Source organism: Paraburkholderia terricola, assembly GCF_003330825.1.
GTDB lineage: Bacteria > Pseudomonadota > Gammaproteobacteria > Burkholderiales > Burkholderiaceae > Paraburkholderia > Paraburkholderia terricola.
The window spans coordinates 1,255,394-1,274,098 of the sequence record NZ_CP024941.1; the positions used below are offsets into that span (position 1 = coordinate 1,255,394).

Annotated in this window: 13 protein-coding genes; 7 read left to right on the top strand and 6 right to left on the bottom strand. The window is 65.3% G+C overall.

Features of this window, described 5'->3' with window-relative positions; all coding sequences use genetic code 11:
- Positions 1-525: 525 nt before the first annotated feature.
- From CUJ90_RS05650 to CUJ90_RS05680, 6 genes are all read left to right on the top strand, one after another.
- Positions 526-3,687: a PIG-L family deacetylase gene (locus tag CUJ90_RS05650; protein ID WP_161553683.1), complete on the top strand. Its 3,162-nt coding sequence runs from the start codon at positions 526-528 to the stop codon at positions 3,685-3,687.
- Positions 3,688-4,350: 663 nt separating this feature from the next.
- A complete protein-coding gene (locus CUJ90_RS05660; protein ID WP_152035332.1) occupies positions 4,351-6,339 on the top strand; it encodes a hypothetical protein in 1,989 nt (662 codons plus the stop codon).
- Between the two features lie 108 nt (positions 6,340-6,447).
- Positions 6,448-7,365, top strand: a complete 918-nt coding sequence (locus CUJ90_RS05665; RefSeq protein WP_083085100.1) for a LysR substrate-binding domain-containing protein — start codon at positions 6,448-6,450, stop codon at positions 7,363-7,365.
- Positions 7,366-7,532: 167 nt separating this feature from the next.
- Positions 7,533-8,849 carry an MFS transporter gene (locus tag CUJ90_RS05670; protein WP_114162160.1) on the top strand — a complete coding sequence of 439 codons (1,317 nt, stop codon included), beginning with the start codon at positions 7,533-7,535 and terminating at the stop codon, positions 8,847-8,849.
- A gap of 66 nt (positions 8,850-8,915) precedes the next feature.
- Positions 8,916-10,163, top strand: coding sequence for a metal-dependent hydrolase family protein (locus CUJ90_RS05675; RefSeq protein ID WP_114162161.1), 1,248 nt, complete (start codon positions 8,916-8,918; stop codon positions 10,161-10,163).
- A 474-nt stretch (positions 10,164-10,637) separates the two neighbouring features.
- Positions 10,638-11,834, top strand: coding sequence for an IS4 family transposase (locus CUJ90_RS05680; RefSeq protein ID WP_114161999.1), 1,197 nt, complete (start codon positions 10,638-10,640; stop codon positions 11,832-11,834).
- A 139-nt stretch (positions 11,835-11,973) separates the two neighbouring features.
- On the opposite strand, the gene CUJ90_RS05685 is transcribed toward CUJ90_RS05680, so the two are convergent.
- Complete coding sequence (locus tag CUJ90_RS05685) at positions 11,974-13,164, bottom strand: MFS transporter (RefSeq protein ID WP_114163448.1); 1,191 nt, start codon at positions 13,162-13,164, stop codon at positions 11,974-11,976.
- A gap of 241 nt (positions 13,165-13,405) precedes the next feature.
- Here CUJ90_RS05685 and CUJ90_RS05690 point away from each other — a divergent pair, with 241 nt between their 5' ends.
- A complete protein-coding gene (locus CUJ90_RS05690) occupies positions 13,406-13,891 on the top strand; it encodes a DUF2569 domain-containing protein (RefSeq protein WP_114162162.1) in 486 nt (161 codons plus the stop codon).
- 20 nt (positions 13,892-13,911) lie between these two features.
- Here CUJ90_RS05690 and CUJ90_RS05695 read toward each other — a convergent pair whose 3' ends face one another.
- From CUJ90_RS05695 to CUJ90_RS05715, 5 genes are read right to left on the bottom strand one after another with little or no spacing between them, the layout of a single operon-like run.
- Positions 13,912-14,739: a phosphodiesterase gene (locus CUJ90_RS05695; protein ID WP_114163449.1), complete on the bottom strand. Its 828-nt coding sequence runs from the start codon at positions 14,737-14,739 to the stop codon at positions 13,912-13,914.
- A gap of 51 nt (positions 14,740-14,790) precedes the next feature.
- A complete protein-coding gene (locus CUJ90_RS05700; protein WP_114162163.1) occupies positions 14,791-15,837 on the bottom strand; it encodes an ABC transporter ATP-binding protein in 1,047 nt (348 codons plus the stop codon).
- A complete protein-coding gene (locus CUJ90_RS05705) occupies positions 15,834-16,739 on the bottom strand; it encodes an ABC transporter permease (RefSeq protein WP_114163450.1) in 906 nt (301 codons plus the stop codon). Before CUJ90_RS05705 ends, CUJ90_RS05700 begins: the two co-directional genes overlap by 4 nt.
- A 32-nt stretch (positions 16,740-16,771) precedes the next feature.
- Complete coding sequence (locus CUJ90_RS05710) at positions 16,772-17,596, bottom strand: ABC transporter permease (protein ID WP_114162164.1); 825 nt, start codon at positions 17,594-17,596, stop codon at positions 16,772-16,774.
- A complete protein-coding gene (locus CUJ90_RS05715; RefSeq protein WP_073431448.1) occupies positions 17,593-18,669 on the bottom strand; it encodes an ABC transporter substrate-binding protein in 1,077 nt (358 codons plus the stop codon). The genes CUJ90_RS05710 and CUJ90_RS05715 overlap by 4 nt, the downstream gene beginning before the upstream one ends.
- Positions 18,670-18,705: the final 36 nt, after the last annotated feature.

Here is an 18,705-nt window from a genome sequence, read left to right on the forward strand (position 1 = left end):
GATGCGAAGAAAAGAGACGGGGATTCCGGCACCGCGGGCGGGCAGGTGACGCCTACCGCGCGAAGCGCATCGCCGCAACTCGACGCACTGCCCGATAACGATTCGGCGAATTCAGGCGCAAAACCCGACGTCAAGCCGGCTAAGGCTGCCCCCTCTTCAGCGCATGCGCCGCGTCCATCCGCGATCACGCCTGTTCCGACGTTACGAGAGCGATTGAGCCGGCTAAAACGCGGATCGAGCTGACACGGCGGATTGGGCGTTGCTCTGAATTCTGGCGACGTTCGCATGCACATCGATGCCTTCGGTCGCAACGCGGTACCGCGCCATCCACTCGATACGCTCGAAGCATCGAGTGTTGCGCGGACCGCGCGAATTCAGGGCAGCCACGACAGCCCCGAGCGCAATGGTGGAGACGGAACCAGGGCAACACGCTGAATCCCGTTCATGCGGCGGGCGACATCCACGCCGTGCGAGCCTGCCGCGCGGCTTCGACAGGCGTCGTCCGCGAACCTTGCGAGGACCGATATGTCGACTGTTCGCGGCCCCGACGCTCAACCGTCCGTTCCCGCCGGCACGGAACCTTTCGCTTCTTCTTCTTCTTCTTCTTCTTTCGATCCGCCCGCTGTGCCCATTCCACGCCCGGCCCGCGCCGCGCACGAGTTTCTCGCGCCGTATTTTTCCGACGCGCGCGCGCAACGTTCCGCGACCGTGCGCTTCCGGCAAAACAGCAACAACAACGACAGCGATGCGCCGCCGCCCCGCGCATCGCGACCGGCGGCTCTCCCGAATGTATTGCCTCATCGCGCGCAAGCCGGCGCGCAAGCGGCGGCTGTCCACCCTGCCGCAACCGCGGAGAGTGCGCGCCTGCCATTACCGGAAGAACGCCCGGACCCGAAGCGGGTGCTGGTCGTCCTCGCGCATCCCGATGACGAGTCGCTGTTTTCCGGCTCGCTCAGACGGCTGCTGGCGCAGGGCATTCACGTCGACGTCGTGTATCTGACGAAGGGCAACGGCGGCACCATGTTCAGCCTGTCGAGCAAGGGCATTCCCGAGCCGAAATACGACGCGACCGGGAAGGAGGAAACCGATCCGCAAGCCTATGGACGCATCCGCGTGAAAGAGACGGTGGGTTTCTGGAAAGAACTGGGCGGCAATAGCACCAACCTGACTGTCACGGTGATGGACAACCCCGATTTCAACCCGTTTCGCGTCGCACGCAACACGGTCGATTACGGAATCAAGGCCTCGTGGGATCGCCGGAAAATCAACGAGCTGCTCGAGGAGAAACTGGCGAACCACGAATATGCGGCGATCCTGACGACCTCGACCGATCCACGCATCCATCCCGCGCACGACAAGGCCAGCCGGATCGCTCACGAGGCCGCGCGCGCATTCGCCGCGACGCATGGCGGCAACGCGCCACCCGTCGTCGAAGCAGTGGAGGAGGGTTGGTACGCGCTCAGAGACATGGTCCCGCTCGATCCGGCGAACACGATCCAGGTGCCGCTCGAAACCGATGAAATCGCCGATGAGTTCGCCCTGCGCCGCGCCGCGCTGCAGACGCATTACGCGAGCCAGCCTCCCGGCCACGACGGGTTCTTTGGCAATGCGCGCAGCCGCGAGTTGCTGCGTCTTCCCGAGGGGCTGTCCGCGGCGCAGGACGCGAGTCTGCGTGAACTGTTCGTGCGCTCGCAGCCCGCCGCTCAGGCGGCCGCCGATGCCGCGCGCAGTGCGAACGCCGGCAGCGAGTCCGCACCGGTCACCGAGATCGCCGTGGCGGGCGGCGAGCGCGGGCTCGTCGAAACCGTCCCTGCGGCGGCCGACCTGACGCGGCCCGAGCCGAGCGGGCCGGCAACGGCCGAGGAACTGGAGGATCTGATGGATCGCGCGCTGCGGCTCGCGCGCGGCGGCACCGGCAGGCGCCCGCATCGGATTACCGAAGTGGAGGAGGCGCAATGGTTTTTCCTGACCCAGGCCGGCCCGCGCTACGTGCCGCCGCGCACGCCGCTGCGTGAGCGCATACGCCTTGTGCGCAGCGACGACGGCGGCTTCTGGAGCGGACCGCGGCGTGACGTGGTCGCGTTCGCTTCGTCGGATGTGCCGCTTCAGCAAAGCCTGGGCCCGCACGGCGCGGGCTTGAGCCTTGCCGGCAACACGCGCATCTGGGCGGATATCACGGGCGCGCGCGGCGAAGCCACCCGGCTTTTCAACGAAGAATTCGCCCGACGCGCCGATGACGGGAACGCGCCCGGCCTGCCCGTGCTATATCGCATCGTCGCGCCTGCCCGCATGCTTCGCGCCGCCATCGGCAACGGCCACATTCCAACGGAGATGCTGTCGGGCGGCGTCCCCGTGATCAATCCTCAGGGCGGCCTGTTTCATGAGACCGCCGTCAATCGCGACGCGCGCTATGACGTGCAGCCCGGCGAAATCCACGGCACCCCGACGCTGACCGGCATGAGCGGCAAAGAGCTCCGGCGCGCGGCGTACAAGAGCGCGGGCGTGATCGTCGCGGGCGCGACCGGCACGTACGCGAGCCTGCGCTGGGGCGTCATGGACGGCGGCTACCTCGCGAGCCAGGCGGTGCTGATCAAGGCGGCGCTCGCGATGTTCGGCTATCGGGCAGCCGTCGGCGGCGCGACGGATATTGCGCAAAGCCGCCTCGCCGTGCGCGTGCAACGCGCGAGCGAAGAGCCCACCGGAGCGGCGCTCGACGTCGTGCAGCGGCAGGTCAGCGGGTGGCGCGGCGTCAGCCGCGGCCTGACGCGAAGCGCGCGCGACGAACTCGCTTTTGCGAGCGAGCTGCTGCGCGTCAATCCCGAGGACGGCGAGGCGTTCCGGCGACTGGAAAGCGCGTCGGACCAGATGCTCGCGCTGACGAGTCCGCTCGGCCGCGCGCTCGAAGTGCTGCGACTCGCCAGTTACGGCATCAACGATGCCGCTGGGCCGCGCGTCTTCGCCAATATCTGGCTCGATCCGCAAGCCGGCCTTCTGAACGTGTCGAACGCGAGCCGGACGTTTTCGAATCTCGCGACCGCGGCTTTCATTCCCGTGCACTGGGGCAACAACGGCAGCGCGCTGGCCGCGCACCTGCTCGGCGCGCGCGGCGCGCGGCTCGATCGCGATCACGAAGTCCAGGCGGAGGGCGCGCGCATGCGCGGCTTCTATCGCGGCAACGCGGACCGTTCCGCGCTCGTGCAGTGGTTGCAGGGCCTCGGCGATCGTGAGGCGGTGATTTATCCATCGACGCTGCCCGACGGCAGCCGGATTCGCAAGCCTTCGCCGGTGATGCGCGTGCAGGAGCAGGCCATGAGGGCGGCGGCGGTGATCGGCGCGGGCCCGTTCATGCTGGCCGACCTTGCCGCCGTTCCGCATGCGTTCGCCTCCGGCCATTACGCGGCCGGCGCGGCGGATCTGTCGAAGGCGGTGGCCGATCTGCTGTTCGCGAGCGGTTACCGCCAGAGCTATATCGATCTGTTTCGCGCCAACCGGGGACTGGGCGCGACGGTCCGCCAGAATCGGCTGATTCCGTGGCTCAACGCGCCGCTTCGGGGCGCCACGACAACGCCCGCGAATATCACGCAGCCGCGTCTCGTCGACCGGGGCGGCGTCGACACGTTCCGGCCACCGGTCGTGGTTGCCGTGGGCATGGGCGCGCGTGTCGTGCTTGGGTTGCTCGCGCCGTGAAATCGCGTGATGGGCGGCGCGCGCGTCGCCATCAGGATTGCGAGCAGGCACGCCGTGGTTCGCCGGCGGCGCTGAAAATTCGCCGCCGCGCAAACCCACCCGATCAGCGGCCCGGAAGATAGACCGGCACGGCTCATGAATCATTATCCGAGGCCGTTTTTCCGGAGTCTCGGCATGCGTATCGGAAACACCCCCGCAAATAAAGCCGCCGCAACGACCAGCGACGAGCGGCCGGACCAGATCGCTTCGTCCGGCAGGGTGCGGCGTGCCGCGCCGGCGCGTACGCCATTGCTCGCCCCACTGCCTGCGCGGCGCGCTCGATCGCTCGCGCAGGGGTCGTCGTCGCAAGCCGGTGGCCGTGCCGCGGCGAGCAGGCCGCCCGATTCGTCGCCGTCGTCCGCTGCGTTGAATGAACCGTCGCCGGGGTGGCAACGCACGGGCAAACGAACGCGAACGGGTGAGGGCGCCGAGGCGGGCCGCGGGGGTGCGAACTGGCGTTGGGCGGATCTGCCGGCCACGCCGTTGCCTCGTGGAACAAGTGAACAAGCCGCTGCATCGTCCCTGGACGTCGCGCTAGCGAGTGCGATGCCGGCGGCAAACCATCAGGACGCCGCTGCCGTCGCCGCACGCGCTGGCCGATCGCGGCAAAGCGCGACCGCGGCAATGGTCTACACGATTCTGTCGGACCGGGCTAGAGGCGCCGCGCTCAAGGACACGCTCGACGCGCATTCATTTCCAAAAGGAACGGTCACGTCCTGGCGGAATCCGAATTTTTGGCAGTACCGGAACTTGCCGGACCGCCTCGCCAAGATGCCGGACTATCCGTTGTTTCGCGACAGGCTCAACGTCCTCGCGCGCTCGCTCGGCTTCACGACGAAGGATCTGCCGCAGCCGTGCGCCGGGCGGCGGGCAATGGACGCGCACGCGCTGAAAGCGATGCTCCAGACGCTGGTCGATCTCGGGGTGAGGCGAGGCGCGACGCGCGGCCAGAACGCCGGCGCGCTCGGCACCGTCGCGCGGAGAACCGGCCATAAGGAAAGCACGATCGCGGGCTGGCTGTCGGTGGTGGACGGCGCGTTGAAAAAGCCGGCTGCCGCGGTGGCGCGCCTTGCCGGCTATGCCGACGTGCAGAACGACTTGCAACAGCTCTTCAGGGATCTGGGCGACGTGCAGACGGCGGACAGCCTGCCTGTCTCCGGCGAGGGCGCCATACAGCAAATGACGGCGGCGCTGCTCGCCGATGCGCTGCGCGCCATTCCCGCGGAGGGCAAGGTGCAGCTATGGAAGATCGGCCCTGCCGTCGGCGTCGGCGCGTCGTGCCTGGCGCTGCATATCGTGCCCGCCGACGGCAGCCTTCGCGATGTCGGCGCGGTTCAGCGCTTACCCGGCTATGGGCAGAACCGCGAAGCGCTCGCCGCCGCGCTCGCCGCGCGCGGTTTGCATACGCAGGCCGGCGCGCTGCCGCTGCCGCTCGTCGACGCCGAGCAGTTCCTGGCAGTCTTGCGCGACGATCTGGACCGCATCGTTGCGGCAATGAACGCGCTGCGAGGCAACCCGACCATGTCGCCCCGGGACGCGGCGATCGAGTCGAACCTGCATCCCGAAACGTTCACGGCGGTGATCGGCGAAGGCGGAATCGTGCGCGAACGCGCGGCGGTCCATGCGTTGCTGACGCACTTCGAGGGATACCTGAGGGCGGGCATCGAGAAACAGCTCGACCGCTTACACGCGGCTTCGCTCGGCGAGCCGGTAAGCGTCGTGGCGGAGTCCGCCATGAAGACGATGACATTGCCGCCCCGGGGAAAGATGCCGGCCAAGGTCTTGATCGTCCGGTCCACGAGCGAGGACTCGGAGGCGAGGCGAGCGAACCGGCTCGAAAAGGTCTTTGCGAATAATCCCGAGCAGATTAGCGAGCCGCGCTCCTACGAAGCGGACAGAGCAAGGCAAATGCTGCGCTGGCAATCGACGCTTCTGAAGGCCAGATTTCCGGACTCGAAAGAGATTCAGTCGTACTACCACGCGCCGGCAAAAACACTCGTGGTCTCCTCCAACCTGAACGTGATGAACACAGAATTGGCGAACCAACTCGGGCGCGGCAATTTGAGCGAAATGGCCGAAGCGTTGGCCCGAAGCGATACGCCGCTTGCCGGCAGGGAGCGGCGGCATGTGGAAAAGTTGCGTGCGGCGCTTCGCATCGGTTCCGCGAACACGCTGCCCGGCACGCCGGGAGAGGTGCTGGACAAGATGATGTCGAACGGCGGGCTCCAGGTGTCCGATCGAAAGTTCACCCATCGCGGCGAGACCGTCGATCTGCACGCGGAGCGCCGGATCAAGCACCACGTGCAGGACAATTTCAGTGCGGCCGTCGATCCCCAACTGCTTGGCGGCACGATGCGGCCGTGCGGCACGTGCGCGGAAGACCTCGGCTTCGACGATACCCGGCACCGCGGGCCGTTCTGGCTTTCACGCGCGGCGCAGGCGCGGATCGACACCCCAGGGGTCATCGAACGCAACGTCGAGCGCGCGATTGGAACTCGGGTGACGAGAACGCGCGAAGGCAAGATCACGATCGATTACGACACCGACAGCGATTCCGACGTCGACGAAGCCGTGCAGCGTTTGAAGAAATCGGCGGTTCCACGTAGCGAGTGACAAGCCTTGCAAAACGGATGTTGGGAGTGAGACTCTTCCCCGAACTCATGATTTGACGCATGTTTCGACCCGCTATGATGGTGCGATCGTCACTCGGGTGTGGTCATCATGCGCATTACCCCTTTACCTCCGCTCCAATGCCTCGTCGCGTTCGAATCTGCGGTACGGCATGCCAGTTTCACCAAAGCCGCCGCCGAACTGCATCTGACGCAAAGCGCGATCAGCCGGCAGATCGCGCAACTGGAAGACTTTCTCGGCCGCTCGCTGTTCGTGCGCGAGCATCGCTCGTTACGTCTGACGATCGCCGGCGAGGGCTATGCGAAGCACGTGCAGTGGTTGCTCGCCACCTGCTCCGAAGCCACGCTCGACGTCATGAAGCGCTACGGCGATCAGGAATTGACGATCGCATGTTCATCCGGGGTCGCCGTGTTGTGGCTCACGCCGCGACTGGGCGCGTTTCGCGCCGCTCATCCGAACGTCAAGATCAGAATGATCGTGCGCGACGGGCTCGCGTCGCTGTCGCCCGCCGAGTTCGATGTGGGCCTGTACTACATTCGCCAGCGCGCCGAACCGCACTTCACCGCACGCCGGATTTTCGACGAAGAGGTGTATCCGGTCTGTTCGCCCGGCTATCTCGCCGGCCGCGTGCTGCAACCCGCCGACCTCGCGCGCGAAACGCTGCTGATGCAGGAGGACGGTCAGCGGCAATGGATGGCGTGGTCCGAATGGTTTCGCCTCAACGACGTGCAGATGCCCGCTTCACCGCGGGCAGTCGTCGTCAACCACTATCCGCAGCTCGTGCAGATGGCGATTCTCGGTCAAGGCGTCGTGCTCGGCTGGCGTCATATGATCGACGCCTGTCTGGATGAAGGACTATTGGTGCGCGCGACGCATGCTTCGGCGAGCCACGGCGGCGCCTACTACGTGGTGTCGCCGAACGACCGCTCGCAGAACCAGGCGGCGCGCCGGTTTACGCGCTGGTTGTTCGAACAGGCCGAGGAGCAGAAGGGCAGGGCCGCGGCCTGAACCCGCTTCGCATGCGCTACACGCATGCATGCATGCGAATCTTTCGTTTCGAAAACAAATCAGGTCTCTCTACGATCGGCGTAATGCATGCGAAAGCGCCGTTCGGTCACGCCGTGGCGCGTTGCCGGCATCACCGCCCGACAGGCAGCCACATGAGGACAGAGACCATGCAAGGAACGCTTTCATCCAACGTCGCATTACCCGTTGACGCGCTCGCGCAGCAGCGGCGCCGCGCCATTATCGCCACCGTGCTCGGCAACGGGCTGGAGTGGTTCGACTTCACGGTGTACAGTTTTTTCGCGGTCATCATCGCCAGGCTGTTCTTCCCGACCGGCAATGAACTGAGCTCGCTGCTGCTTGCCGTCGCCACCTTCGGCGTGGGTTTTTTCATGCGACCGGTGGGCGGTATCGTGCTCGGCGTGTACGCCGATAAAGCCGGAAGAAAGGCCGCGCTCTCGCTCACCATTCTGTTGATGGCGGGCGGCACCGCGCTCATCGGCATCGCGCCGACCTACGAAAAGATCGGCGTGTGGGCGCCGGTCCTCATCGTAATCGCGCGGCTGCTACAGGGCTTCTCGGCGGGCGGCGAAATGGGCAGCGCCACCGCCTTTCTCACCGAGTACGCGCCGGCGCACAAGCGTGCTTTCTATTCGAGCTGGATTCAGTCGAGCATCGGTTTCGCCGTGCTGCTGGGCGCCGCGGTCGGCACCTTCGTGACCTCCAGTCTGAGCGCCGATGCGCTGCACTCGTGGGGCTGGAGAATGCCGTTTTTGATCGGCATTCTGATCGGCCCCGTCGGCTATTTCATTCGCAGCCGCATGGATGAAACGCCGGCATTCAGCGCGGTCGCCGAAGAAGCCAAAAGCGATTCACCGCTCGCGGAAGTATTTCGCCGCTTTCCGCGCGAAACCTTCGCGAGCTTTTCGATGGTGATTCTGTGGACCGTGTGCACCTATGTGCTGCTGTTCTACATGCCGACGTATTCGGTGCGGACGTTGCACCTGCCGCAATCCACCGGTTTTTCCGCCGGCATGTTCGGCGGCCTGATGATCATGTGTTTCTCGCCGGTTGTCGGCAAACTGGCCGACCGCTTCGGCCGCCGCGTTTTTCTCTCGGGCGCCGCCGTATCCATCCTGCTGCTCGCATGGCCGATGTTCGCGTACATCAACAGCGCGCCCGGCCTCGCTTCGCTGCTGGTGTTTCAGGGCGTGTTCGGCTTGCTGATCGCCGCTTACACAGGACCGATTCTCGCGGCGTTCTCCGAACTGTTTCCGACCAAGGTGTTGTCCACGGGGCTCTCCGTCGCCTACAACTTCGCGGTGACGATTTTCGGCGGCTTCGCGCCGTTCTTCATCACGTGGCTGATCGCCTCGACCGGCAGCAACATGGCGCCCGCGATCTACGTGATGATCGCGGCGGCCATCAGCCTGACCGGCACGTTCTTCGTGCGCGGCATGGACGACAAGCGCCACGGCCGCGCCTGAAGCGGCGTGTCCGGCCTGGACTGAAAGAGGCCGGACGGATTCCCTCATCAAGTCAGGAAGATAGCAATGAGCATGACGGTAATCAGCGGCGGCAATGTACTCGATCTGGTCCAGGGCGCATGGCTCGAGCATCATCATGTGGTGATCGAAAGCGGCCACATCGTCGAAGTCACCGATCGCCCTGTCGATCTGCCGAACGCGCGCGTGATCGACGCGCGCGGCAAGACGGTGATGCCAGGATTGATCGATTGTCACGTACACGTATTGGCTTCGCGCGCGAATCTCGGCACGAATGCAACGCAACCGAACATCCTCGCCGCGATTCGCGCGCTGCCGATTCTGAAGGCGATGCTCGCCCGCGGCTTTACGAGCGTGCGCGATGCGGGCGGCGCGGATTGGGGTTTGACGCAAGCGCTGGAAAGCGGCCTGATTCCGGGGCCGCGCATTTTTCCGTCGGGCAAGGCGCTGTCGCAAACCGGCGGCCACGGCGATTTTCGCGCACGCGGCGACATGCTCGAACCCTGCTCATGTTGCTTTCGCGCCGGGGCGATCGCGCGCGTGGTCGACGGTGTGGATGCGGTGCGGCTCGCCGTGCGCGAGGAGATTCAGAAGGGCGCGACGCAGATCAAGATCATGGCATCGGGCGGCGTCGCTTCGCCCACCGATCCGATCGGCAACACCCAGTATTCCGAGGACGAAATCCGCGCGATCGTCGCCGAAGCGCAAGCGGCGAATACTTACGTGATGGCGCATGCGTACACCGGCCGCGCGATTTCGCGGGCGATTCGCTGCGGCGTGCGCACGATCGAACACGGCAACCTGGTCGACGAAGCCGCCGCTCGACTGATGCGCGAGCACGGCGCGTTCGTGGTGCCCACGCTGGTCACGTACGACGCATTGGCCAAACATGGCGCCGACTATGGCTTGCCCGCCGACTCCATCGCCAAGGTCGAAACCGTGCGGCAAGCGGGGCGCGACTCCTTGCAGATCTATGCGAAGGCCGGCGTGCCGATGGGTTTCGGTTCGGACCTGCTCGGCGAGATGCATATGTTCCAAAGCGACGAACTGCGGATTCGCGCGGAGGTGCTCGGCAATCTGGAAGCGTTGCGCTCGGCCACCACGATCGCCGCGGAGATCGTCGATCCGAGCGGCCAGCTCGGTGTCGTGAAAGCCGGCGCGATTGCCGACGTGCTGGTTGTGGACGGCGACCCGCTCAAGGATATCGGCGTGCTCACGGGACAAGGCGAGCGTCTCTCGTATGTCTTGCAGCGCGGCGAGGTGGTGAGCGAACGGGGCAGGGTGACGTCGCGTTGAATAGCGTGCGGGCGCGGCGGCGGCATTCATGGCTTCAATGCTCCAGGCGCGCCGGGGGCGAATACACGGATAGTTTCCGATTAACATGTTTCGCTCCCACCAAATCGAACCCCCAACGGCTCGCCCCGACGAAGCACCGCGACGGCGCGCGCAGCGCCGCCGGAAGAATGACTGCTGTGTCACGAACGCGGAGTGTGCGAGAACACGGATTCCAGATGCACCACTACCTCCTCCAAGCCAGGGGACCCGCTTGAAAGCTAGCGGTGTGAGCCGCTTTCTTTTGCCTACTTTTCTTTGCGGCCGGCAAAGAAAAGTAGGTGCCGCCCCGCACAGCAATGCTCTCAACTTAAGCCTCAAAGAGCTTGTAAACGAGGCATTGCCCCTGTAAACTTCATCGCATAACTCACTGATAAATCAACGATATGAACTCAAATACCAGCGTCCTCGCGGCTTCTGGCTGAGTTCTCCGATTTCCTGCTCGATCCGGCGCTCGCCGATCGCGTGCGTCGTTCTCCCACTGCCTTTACCCGCAATCGCACACTGACCTTGCCGCGCATGGCCGCGCTGATGATGTCCGGCATGTGCGCCAGTGTGCAGGCCGAACTTGACGCGCTATTCGGCGCACTGGGAAGCAGCGGCGGGCGCACCCGCGCTGTCAGCGCACAGGCCTTCAGCAAGGCGCGACGGGGAGTGTCTGCCGAACTGTTCGAGCTGGCCCGCGCCCGCCTGATCTCGCTGGCCCAACCCCATATCGATTCGATGCGCTGGCACGGCCTGAGGCTGGTCGCCGCTGACGGTAGCCGCCTGCGTGTGGGCACGCGTCGCGGCCATGAACTGCGCGCCGATCACTACGCGTTTGCGCTGTTCCTGCCGGGTTCCGAACTGACCCTGCACGCTGCACTTCATCCCGCCGACGGCGGCGAGCGGCAGATGCTGTTCGAAGCCCTCGATGTACTGCAACCGCATACCGACCTGCTGCTGCTCGATCGCGGCTATATCGGCAACGCGATGGTGGCGGCGCTCGCACAGCGCGAAATCCCGTTCTGCATGCGCGTCGATGCGCGTAACTGGAAATGCGTCAGCGCCTTTACCCGCAGCGGTAAAGCCGAGCATGTGGTGACACTGGAAGCGCCCAGCGAACCGGATGCCCGCGCCTATGAACTGGCGCGTACGCCCACGACTGTGCGCCTGATCCGCGACGTCACGCCGGGCGGTCGCGTGCGTGTGCTGATGACCTCGCTGCTCGATGGCGGGCGTTATCCGGCGGCATCGTTCGGCGCGCTCTATCACCAGCGCTGGCGGGTCGAGGAAGCATTCAAACGACTCAAGCACCGGCTGCGGCTGGAAGCCGTCACAGGCCTCGATTACCTGGCGTTACAGCAGGACTTCGGCGCAAAAATCCTCGCCGACAACCTGTGCACACTGCTCAGCGATCTCGATGCGCCGCACGACGACAGACATGCCAGCCGTCCTAACCGGGTGTATGCACTGGGCGCACTCAAGCCCATCCTCGGCGCGTGTCTTCTGCGCATCCAGCGCTGTCTGGACGGCCTCGCCGGTGTGCTGGAAATGATCCACCAGACCCGATGCCGGATACAGCCCTCACGCTCCTATCCAAGACCACCCAGAAAAGCCAAGCCCCACTTCCATCTCGCGTACAAACTCGCTTGATGCAGCGGGGCTTAAGTTGAGAGCATTGCCCCGCACAGGGGCAACGCCAATAGACCACTAACAAATCAAGGAAATCCCAACACCCCAAAAAAAACAGCATCCAAACAACCGCCCAAGCAGGCAACAAAACCAGAACCAATCACCCCTTGCCGGAAAGCCTCAAATGATTCCAGGCCGCCAGCCCGGCAAACCCAACCCCCGCCACACAAACCCCACCCCACCCAAAACCCGCCCAAACCACCGCCCCGACCCCAGACCCAACCGCACCACCAATAAAATAAGCCACCATATAAACGGTATTGACCCGACTACGCGCATCAGGCTTGAGCGCATAGATCCGTGACTGATTCGAAATCTGCGCAGCCTGCACCCCGACATCGAGAACGATCACACCGACCACCAACCCCGCGATACTGGCCGCCGACAACCCAAACACAACGAACGAAACCGCCACGAGCCCAATCGACACGGTGATGATCGCGCGCGGCCCGCGTCGATCGGAAAACTTGCCGGCCAGCGGCGCGGCCATCGCCCCTGCCGCGCCGACGATGCCGAATAGCCCGGCCGCCTGCGGTCCCAGATGAAACGGCGCGCCCGCCAGCAACAACGCCAGCACCGACCAGAAAATGCTGAACGCGGCGAACATCGCCGCACCGGTCAGCGACGCTTCGCGAAGCGCGCGATGCTCGACCACCAGATGCCACATCGAAACCAGAAGCTTGCCGTAGGACAGCGTCGAGGTCGGCTGACTCTTCGGCAGTCTCATGATGATCACGACCGCCAATGCCAGCAACGCGACGACCGACGCGCCGAACACCGCGCGCCAGCCGAGATACTGGGCAATGACCCCGGCGGCGGTCCGTGCCAGCAAAATCCCCAGCAGCAAACCGCTCATCACCGTGCCCACCGCATGACCGCGCTGAGCCGGCGGCGCGAGTTCGGCGGCGAACGGCACCGCCTGCTGCGCGATGGTGGCAAGCACGCCGATCGCGAGGCTCGCGACGATCAGCACGGGCAGCGTCGGTGCCGTAGCGGCCGTCACCAACGCGACGCACATGCCCACGATCTGCAACAGAATCAGGCGGCGCCGGTCGAAGCGGTCGCCGAGCGGCGCGAGCAACAGCATGCCGGCCGCGTAGCCGAGTTGCGTGACGGCCGTCACCGCGCCGACCCATGACGCGCTAGTGGGAAAAGACCCACGGAAGTTGTCGAGCAGCGGCTGGTTGTAATAGATGTTCGCGACCGCCACGCCCGCGATGGTCGCGAGCAGTAGCAGCAAGCCGCGCAACGACCTGTCGGAAGCGGAAGTGGAAGCGTCGGAAGTGGACATGAGAGGGGCGATCGACGGACCGGCCCATGCGCGGTCCTCAAGCGTGCCGATCATACCGGAGCGCGATGGATCGTGCTGACGGTCGCGGCCGTGCGAGCCGTTCATGTTTGAGCGCAGCTCGCACGCGACTCGCGCGAAGTAAGGCAATTGAAAAACGTCCATCGGACAAAAATGAGACGCCGCTGCGGCGGTCGTTCGTAGAATCGGCGCGCGCGATAAATCCCACACGTGACCCGACTTCATGACTACAAGCACAAAAACCGAACCACGACGAATCGGCGGCTGTCTGCTGATTGCCTTGCTCTGCCTCGCTGCATGGGCGCTGTCCACCGCGATCGCGCTGCGCGATCCACTCAAGCTGATGCTCGAATGGGAACTGCTGGCCGTGTTCGCGCGCAGCGAAACGCACGGCTGGTATCGCGCGGTGATGACGATGGTCGGCTGCGACGTGATGATCGGCGCGTTCATCGTTGCGGGCGCGGGTTGGCTGACGCTTCTCGCGTGGCGCAAATCGGCGCGCTTTGCGGTGCAGGTGCAAGCGTGGCTGCTTGCCATCGTCGTCATGCGCACGGGCGCTTATCTGCTCGGCGATTACATGACGCACGTGATCGGCATCGCCATCGCGATTCCATTCGACGGTTTTGTTCAAGCCGTCATCGCCGCCGCGCTCGGGATACCGTATTTCAGGCTGTCCCGGCGCGTTCGTGAGACCTTCGTCAACGCCTGACGGGTTGACCGGTTTGACGATCAATCGATCAACGCGCCTTCGGGCTCGTAGAACGGATACGGGCCATCCGCCTGATCGACATACGCGTGATGCGTGACGATGCCGGTCGCCGGATCGTAGCGATGCAGCGCATACGCGGGCGCTTCCATGACGAATGCCGACGGCGCATCCTCGCGCAGATCGAGCCTGACCTGATGCGCGGGCGCCGGCACGGCCGAGGCTATCGTGCCGCCGAAGCGCACGAACATCGGCCGATGCACATGCCCGCAAATCACGCGCTCCACGTTCGGATGACGCGCGACCAGGGCGGCGAGTCGATCGGCCGCGGCCTGGTCGAGGCGCAGCGCGTCCATGTGTCCGATGCCGCAAGCAAACGGCGGATGATGCAGCGCGACCACCGTCGGCTTGCCTCGGGCCGCATCGAGTTGCGTCGCGAGCCAGGCAAGCCGCGCGTCGCACAGCGTGCCCGCGCTTCGACCCGGCACCAACGAATCGAGCGCGATCACGCGCAGCGGTCCGACATCGACCGCGTAGTGCACGAACTCGCCGCCGCTGTGCAACTCCATGCGCTCAGGAAACGCCGCACGCAATGCGGCACGTTCGTCGTGATTGCCCACGAGCAGGAAGTAGGGAATCTCCAGCGGCGCGAGCAGATGCTTGAGATGCGCGTACTGCTCGGGGTCGCCCTGGTCGACGAGATCGCCGGTCATGATAACGGCGTCGGGACGCGGTTCGAGCGCGTTGAGCGCGGCGACGCAGCGCGCGAGCGCGGCGCCGGTGTCGACACGGCGATAAGCCAGCGCGCCGGGCCGCTTGATATGCAGATCGCTAATTTGAGCCAGCAGCATGGGGATGTCCTTGTGATCGATGCGCGCTGCCACGAGCGCAGCGCGGCTTCATTACGATAGCGCGATCAGCGCGTCCTGCACGATCGAGATGCCGACGGGCGTGCCGCGCGCCAACTCGACGCGGCCCGCGACGTCGATCAGCAAAGCGTCCGGCGCGGCGCCGCCGATCGTCAGGCGGGTGCGTTCGCCGAGAAACGCGGTGCTTTCGACGTTGCCGCGCAACTGCGCATGGGCCGGGTCGGCGAGATACGCATCCTCGGGGCGAAAGAAAATTTCGTGCGCCGAGCTGGCATGCGTCGCGCCCGACGGAAGCGGCACGGCGCCGCCGGTCGTGCTCAGCATGCCGTCGCGCCGTTCGCCCGCCAGCCGGTTGATGGTGCCGACGAACTGCGCGACCGTGCGATTCGCCGGACGATAGTAAATGTCGCGCGGCGAACCGATCTGCTCGATACGCCCGGCGCTCATCACGACGATGCGGTCGCCCAGTTCCATCGCTTCGGCCTGATCGTGCGTCACGTAGACCGTCGTGATGCCCAGTTCGCGCAATAGCGTGTTCATCTCGCCGCGCAACGTGTCGCGCAAACGCGCATCGAGAGCGGTCAGCGGTTCGTCGAGCAGCAGCACGCGCGGTTGCACGGCAAGCGCGCGTGCGAGCGCAACACGCTGACGCTGGCCGCCGGAAAGCTGGTCGATCGGTTTATCCGCGTGCGCGGTGAGGCGCATCATCGCGAGCAATTCGTCGACCCGTTGCCGCGCGGTTTCAGTGGGCACGCGTTTGATCCTGAGACCGTAGCCGATGTTGCCGCGCACGGTCAGGTTCGGAAACAGCGCATAGCTTTGAAACACCATGCCGACCTGGCGCTTTTCGATCGGCAGCGCGGTGACGTCGTCGTCGCCGAACGCGATGCGTCCGCCCGCGTCGGGCGTCTCCAGACCCGCGATCATGCGCAGCGTCGTGGTCTTGCCGCAACCGGAGGGGCCGAGCAACACCAGCGTTTCGCCCGCGCCGATGCGCAGGTCGAGCGGTTCGAGCACGCGTGTGCCGCGAAACGTTTTCGCGCATTGCGTCAGCGCGATGGGAACGGAAGCGAGTTTCATGGCGTGGTCGTTGAAGATGAAGGTAAGACAGCGACGCGTTTCCTCGCCGCGCTGCGCTGGCCGGTTGCATCGACGCCGAGCCATTGCATCGCGACGAGCAGGGGCATCGTCATGATGAAAAACAGAATCGTGTAGGCGCTGCCGATCTCGATGCGCAACGACGCATAGGTATCCGCGAGACCGACCGGCAGCGTCTTCGTGTCGGGCGTGTGCAGCATCCACGTGAGATTGAATTCGCCGATCGAAAGCGTCAGCACCGCGAGCGCGCCGGCGACGATGCCCGGCCGCGCATTCGGCAGCACGATCGTCGTGAAGCGCTGAAAGAAGCTCGCGCCGAGGCTCGCCGCGCCTTCCTCGAGCGTGCGCAGATCGCTGCTCGCGCACACCGCGGCGACCGCGCGCACCATGAAGGGCAGCGTGAACACCACATGCCCCACCACAATGAACGCGACGCTCATGCGGAACATCGCGAAGCCGCCATAGACCACCAGCAAGGCGAGGGCGGACGCGAGCCCCGGCAACGCGATCGGCAGCACCAGAAACTCTTCGATGATGCGCGAGAGCCGCGTCTTGCTGCGCGCGAGCACGTAGCCCGCCGGCACGCCGGTAACGAGCGTGATCAGCAGGGTCGCCGCCGCCACTTCGAGCGAAAGAAAAACCGAGCCGTGATACTGCGTCCACACTTCGCCGAGCCAGCGCAGCGTCAGTCCGCTCGATACGCCCTTGAAGTAGTTGACGGTCAGGCCGGCCACGATCGACATCACGACCGGCACGATCAGGAAGGCGCACAGCAGCAGCGTGACGAGCCATTGGCCGGCCGCGAGCCACGTGCGCGAGCCTGGCCACCTGAGTCTCGAATGCGGCTTCGCGGCGCGTGGCAGAGGAGCGGGGATGGAGTTCATCGAAGTCTTGTCGTCGGGTTTGAGAACGCCGCTCATGCGCTGGCCGCGACCGCCGAGCCGGTCACGCTGCGCGCGAACGCCAGCACGGCCCACGTGACGATGCCGAGCACGATGGAGAGGCCCGCGGCCGTCACCATGTTCGCGTTGAGGGTGAACTCGGTGTAGATGGTCATCGGCAGCACGTCGATGTCGGTGGCGAGCGTGAAGGCCGTGCCGAACGCGCCCATCGCGGTCGCGAAGCACACCGCGCCCGCCGCGATCAATCCCGGCGACAGCGCGGGCAACACGATGTCGCGTGTGATGCGCCACGGCGACGCGCCGAGCGAGCGCGCCGCTTCCTCGAGCGACGCATCGAGCTTGGTCGCCGACGCCATCACCGTGACGATCACGCGCGGAATCGAGAAGTACAGATAGCCGAGAAAGAGGCCGCTCATCGAGTACGCGAACACCCAGCGGTCGCCGGTGAGTTTCAGCGAGAGCGCGCCGATCAGCCCCTGACGTCCCGCCAGCATGATGACCATGAAGCCGACCACGACGCCGGGAAACGCCAGCGGAAAGGTCAGCAGCGCGAGCAGCGTGCGTTTCAAGGGAAACTCACGGCGCGCCAGCAGCAAGCCGGCGATCACCGAGAGCACCAGCGTCGCCGCCGTCACGGCTGCGGAGAGCAGCACCGTCGCGCCCAGGCTCGACATGTAGCGCGAATTCGTCAGCATCGCGCGATAGGTGGCGAACGCGTGGCCGTCGCCGCTCAACTGCGCGAGCGCGACCATCGGCAGCAACCAGAACGCGATGAAAACCGCCAGCGCCGGCGCGATCAACGCAATGCGCCAGCGCAGCGGGAACGTGATGTCGTTCAATGCATCACCTGCAAATAACGCTCGCCGAAGCTCGACTGCTTTTCCGCCATCTTGCCGAAGTCGACCGGTTTCGCGCGCGCATACTCGCTCGCGGGCAGGAATTTCGCGGCGGTTTCCGCGCTCATCGCGTTCGCGCGCACCGGCCGCAGATACGCATCGGCCCACAGCTTCTGGCCTTCGTCGGAGAGCACGAAATCGAGCACCTTTCTGCCGTTCGCTTCGTGCGGCGCGCCCTTCACGAGGCTCATCACATACGGCACCGAGATCGTGCCTTCCTTCGGGATCACGAATTCCACGTTCGCGTGATCCTTGTACTTCGCGCGATAGGCGTCGAAATCGTAGTCGAGCAGGATCGGGATTTCGCCCGACATCACGCGCGCGTAGGCGGTTTGCTTCGGCACGATCGGTGCGTTGGCCTTCAGCTTGCGGAACCAGTCGAGGCCCGGCTCGAAGTTGTCGAGCGTGCCGCCGAGCGCCTGGTTCACCGCGACCGCGCCCGCGTAACCGACGAACGCGCTCGACGGATCGAGGTAGCCGATCATGCCTTTGTATTCGGGCTTGAGCAGGTCGGCCCACGAGCGCGGCACCGGCTTGCCTTCGAGCGCGTCCTTGTTGACGAAAAAGCCCAGCGTGCCCGAGTGGATCGTGAACCAGTAGCCTTGCGGGTCCTTCATGTTGGCGGGAATGTCGTCCCAGTGCGCGGGCTTGTACGTCTGGATCACGCCCTTGTCCTTCGCCTGGAATGCCGACGAGACGCCGAGGTACACCACGTCGGCGACCGGGCTCTTCTGTTCGGCCATCAGTTGGGCGATCGACTGGCCGGAGTTCTTGTTGTCGAACGGCACGCGAATGCCGGTCTTTTGCTGGATCGCCTTGATCTGGCTTGCCCAGTCGGCCCATTCGGGCGGGCAGTTGTAGCAGATCGCGGTTTCGTCGGCGTGGGCCGCTTGTGGGGCGAGCGTGGCGAGCGCGGCGGTGACGACCATGCCCGCCGAGAACGCCGCGGTCGTGGCGCGCGCGACGCGGCGCCAGAGCGGTTTGAGCAACGAAGAGCGTGTGGAAGAGCGGATCACTGCGAGTCTCCTGGAGAGGACGAGAGCGGGTGGTTC

Coding starts and splice junctions, on each gene's coding strand:
- CUJ90_RS05650 (WP_161553683.1), top strand. CDS start 526: ATGTCGACTGTTCGCGGCCCCGACGCTCAACCGTCCGTTCCCGCCGGC.
- CUJ90_RS05660 (WP_152035332.1), top strand. CDS start 4,351: ATGGTCTACACGATTCTGTCGGACCGGGCTAGAGGCGCCGCGCTCAAG.
- CUJ90_RS05665 (WP_083085100.1), top strand. CDS start 6,448: ATGCGCATTACCCCTTTACCTCCGCTCCAATGCCTCGTCGCGTTCGAA.
- CUJ90_RS05670 (WP_114162160.1), top strand. CDS start 7,533: ATGCAAGGAACGCTTTCATCCAACGTCGCATTACCCGTTGACGCGCTC.
- CUJ90_RS05675 (WP_114162161.1), top strand. CDS start 8,916: ATGAGCATGACGGTAATCAGCGGCGGCAATGTACTCGATCTGGTCCAG.
- CUJ90_RS05685 (WP_114163448.1), bottom strand. CDS start 13,164: ATGTCCACTTCCGACGCTTCCACTTCCGCTTCCGACAGGTCGTTGCGC.
- CUJ90_RS05690 (WP_114162162.1), top strand. CDS start 13,406: ATGACTACAAGCACAAAAACCGAACCACGACGAATCGGCGGCTGTCTG.
- CUJ90_RS05695 (WP_114163449.1), bottom strand. CDS start 14,739: ATGCTGCTGGCTCAAATTAGCGATCTGCATATCAAGCGGCCCGGCGCG.
- CUJ90_RS05700 (WP_114162163.1), bottom strand. CDS start 15,837: ATGAAACTCGCTTCCGTTCCCATCGCGCTGACGCAATGCGCGAAAACG.
- CUJ90_RS05705 (WP_114163450.1), bottom strand. CDS start 16,739: ATGAACTCCATCCCCGCTCCTCTGCCACGCGCCGCGAAGCCGCATTCG.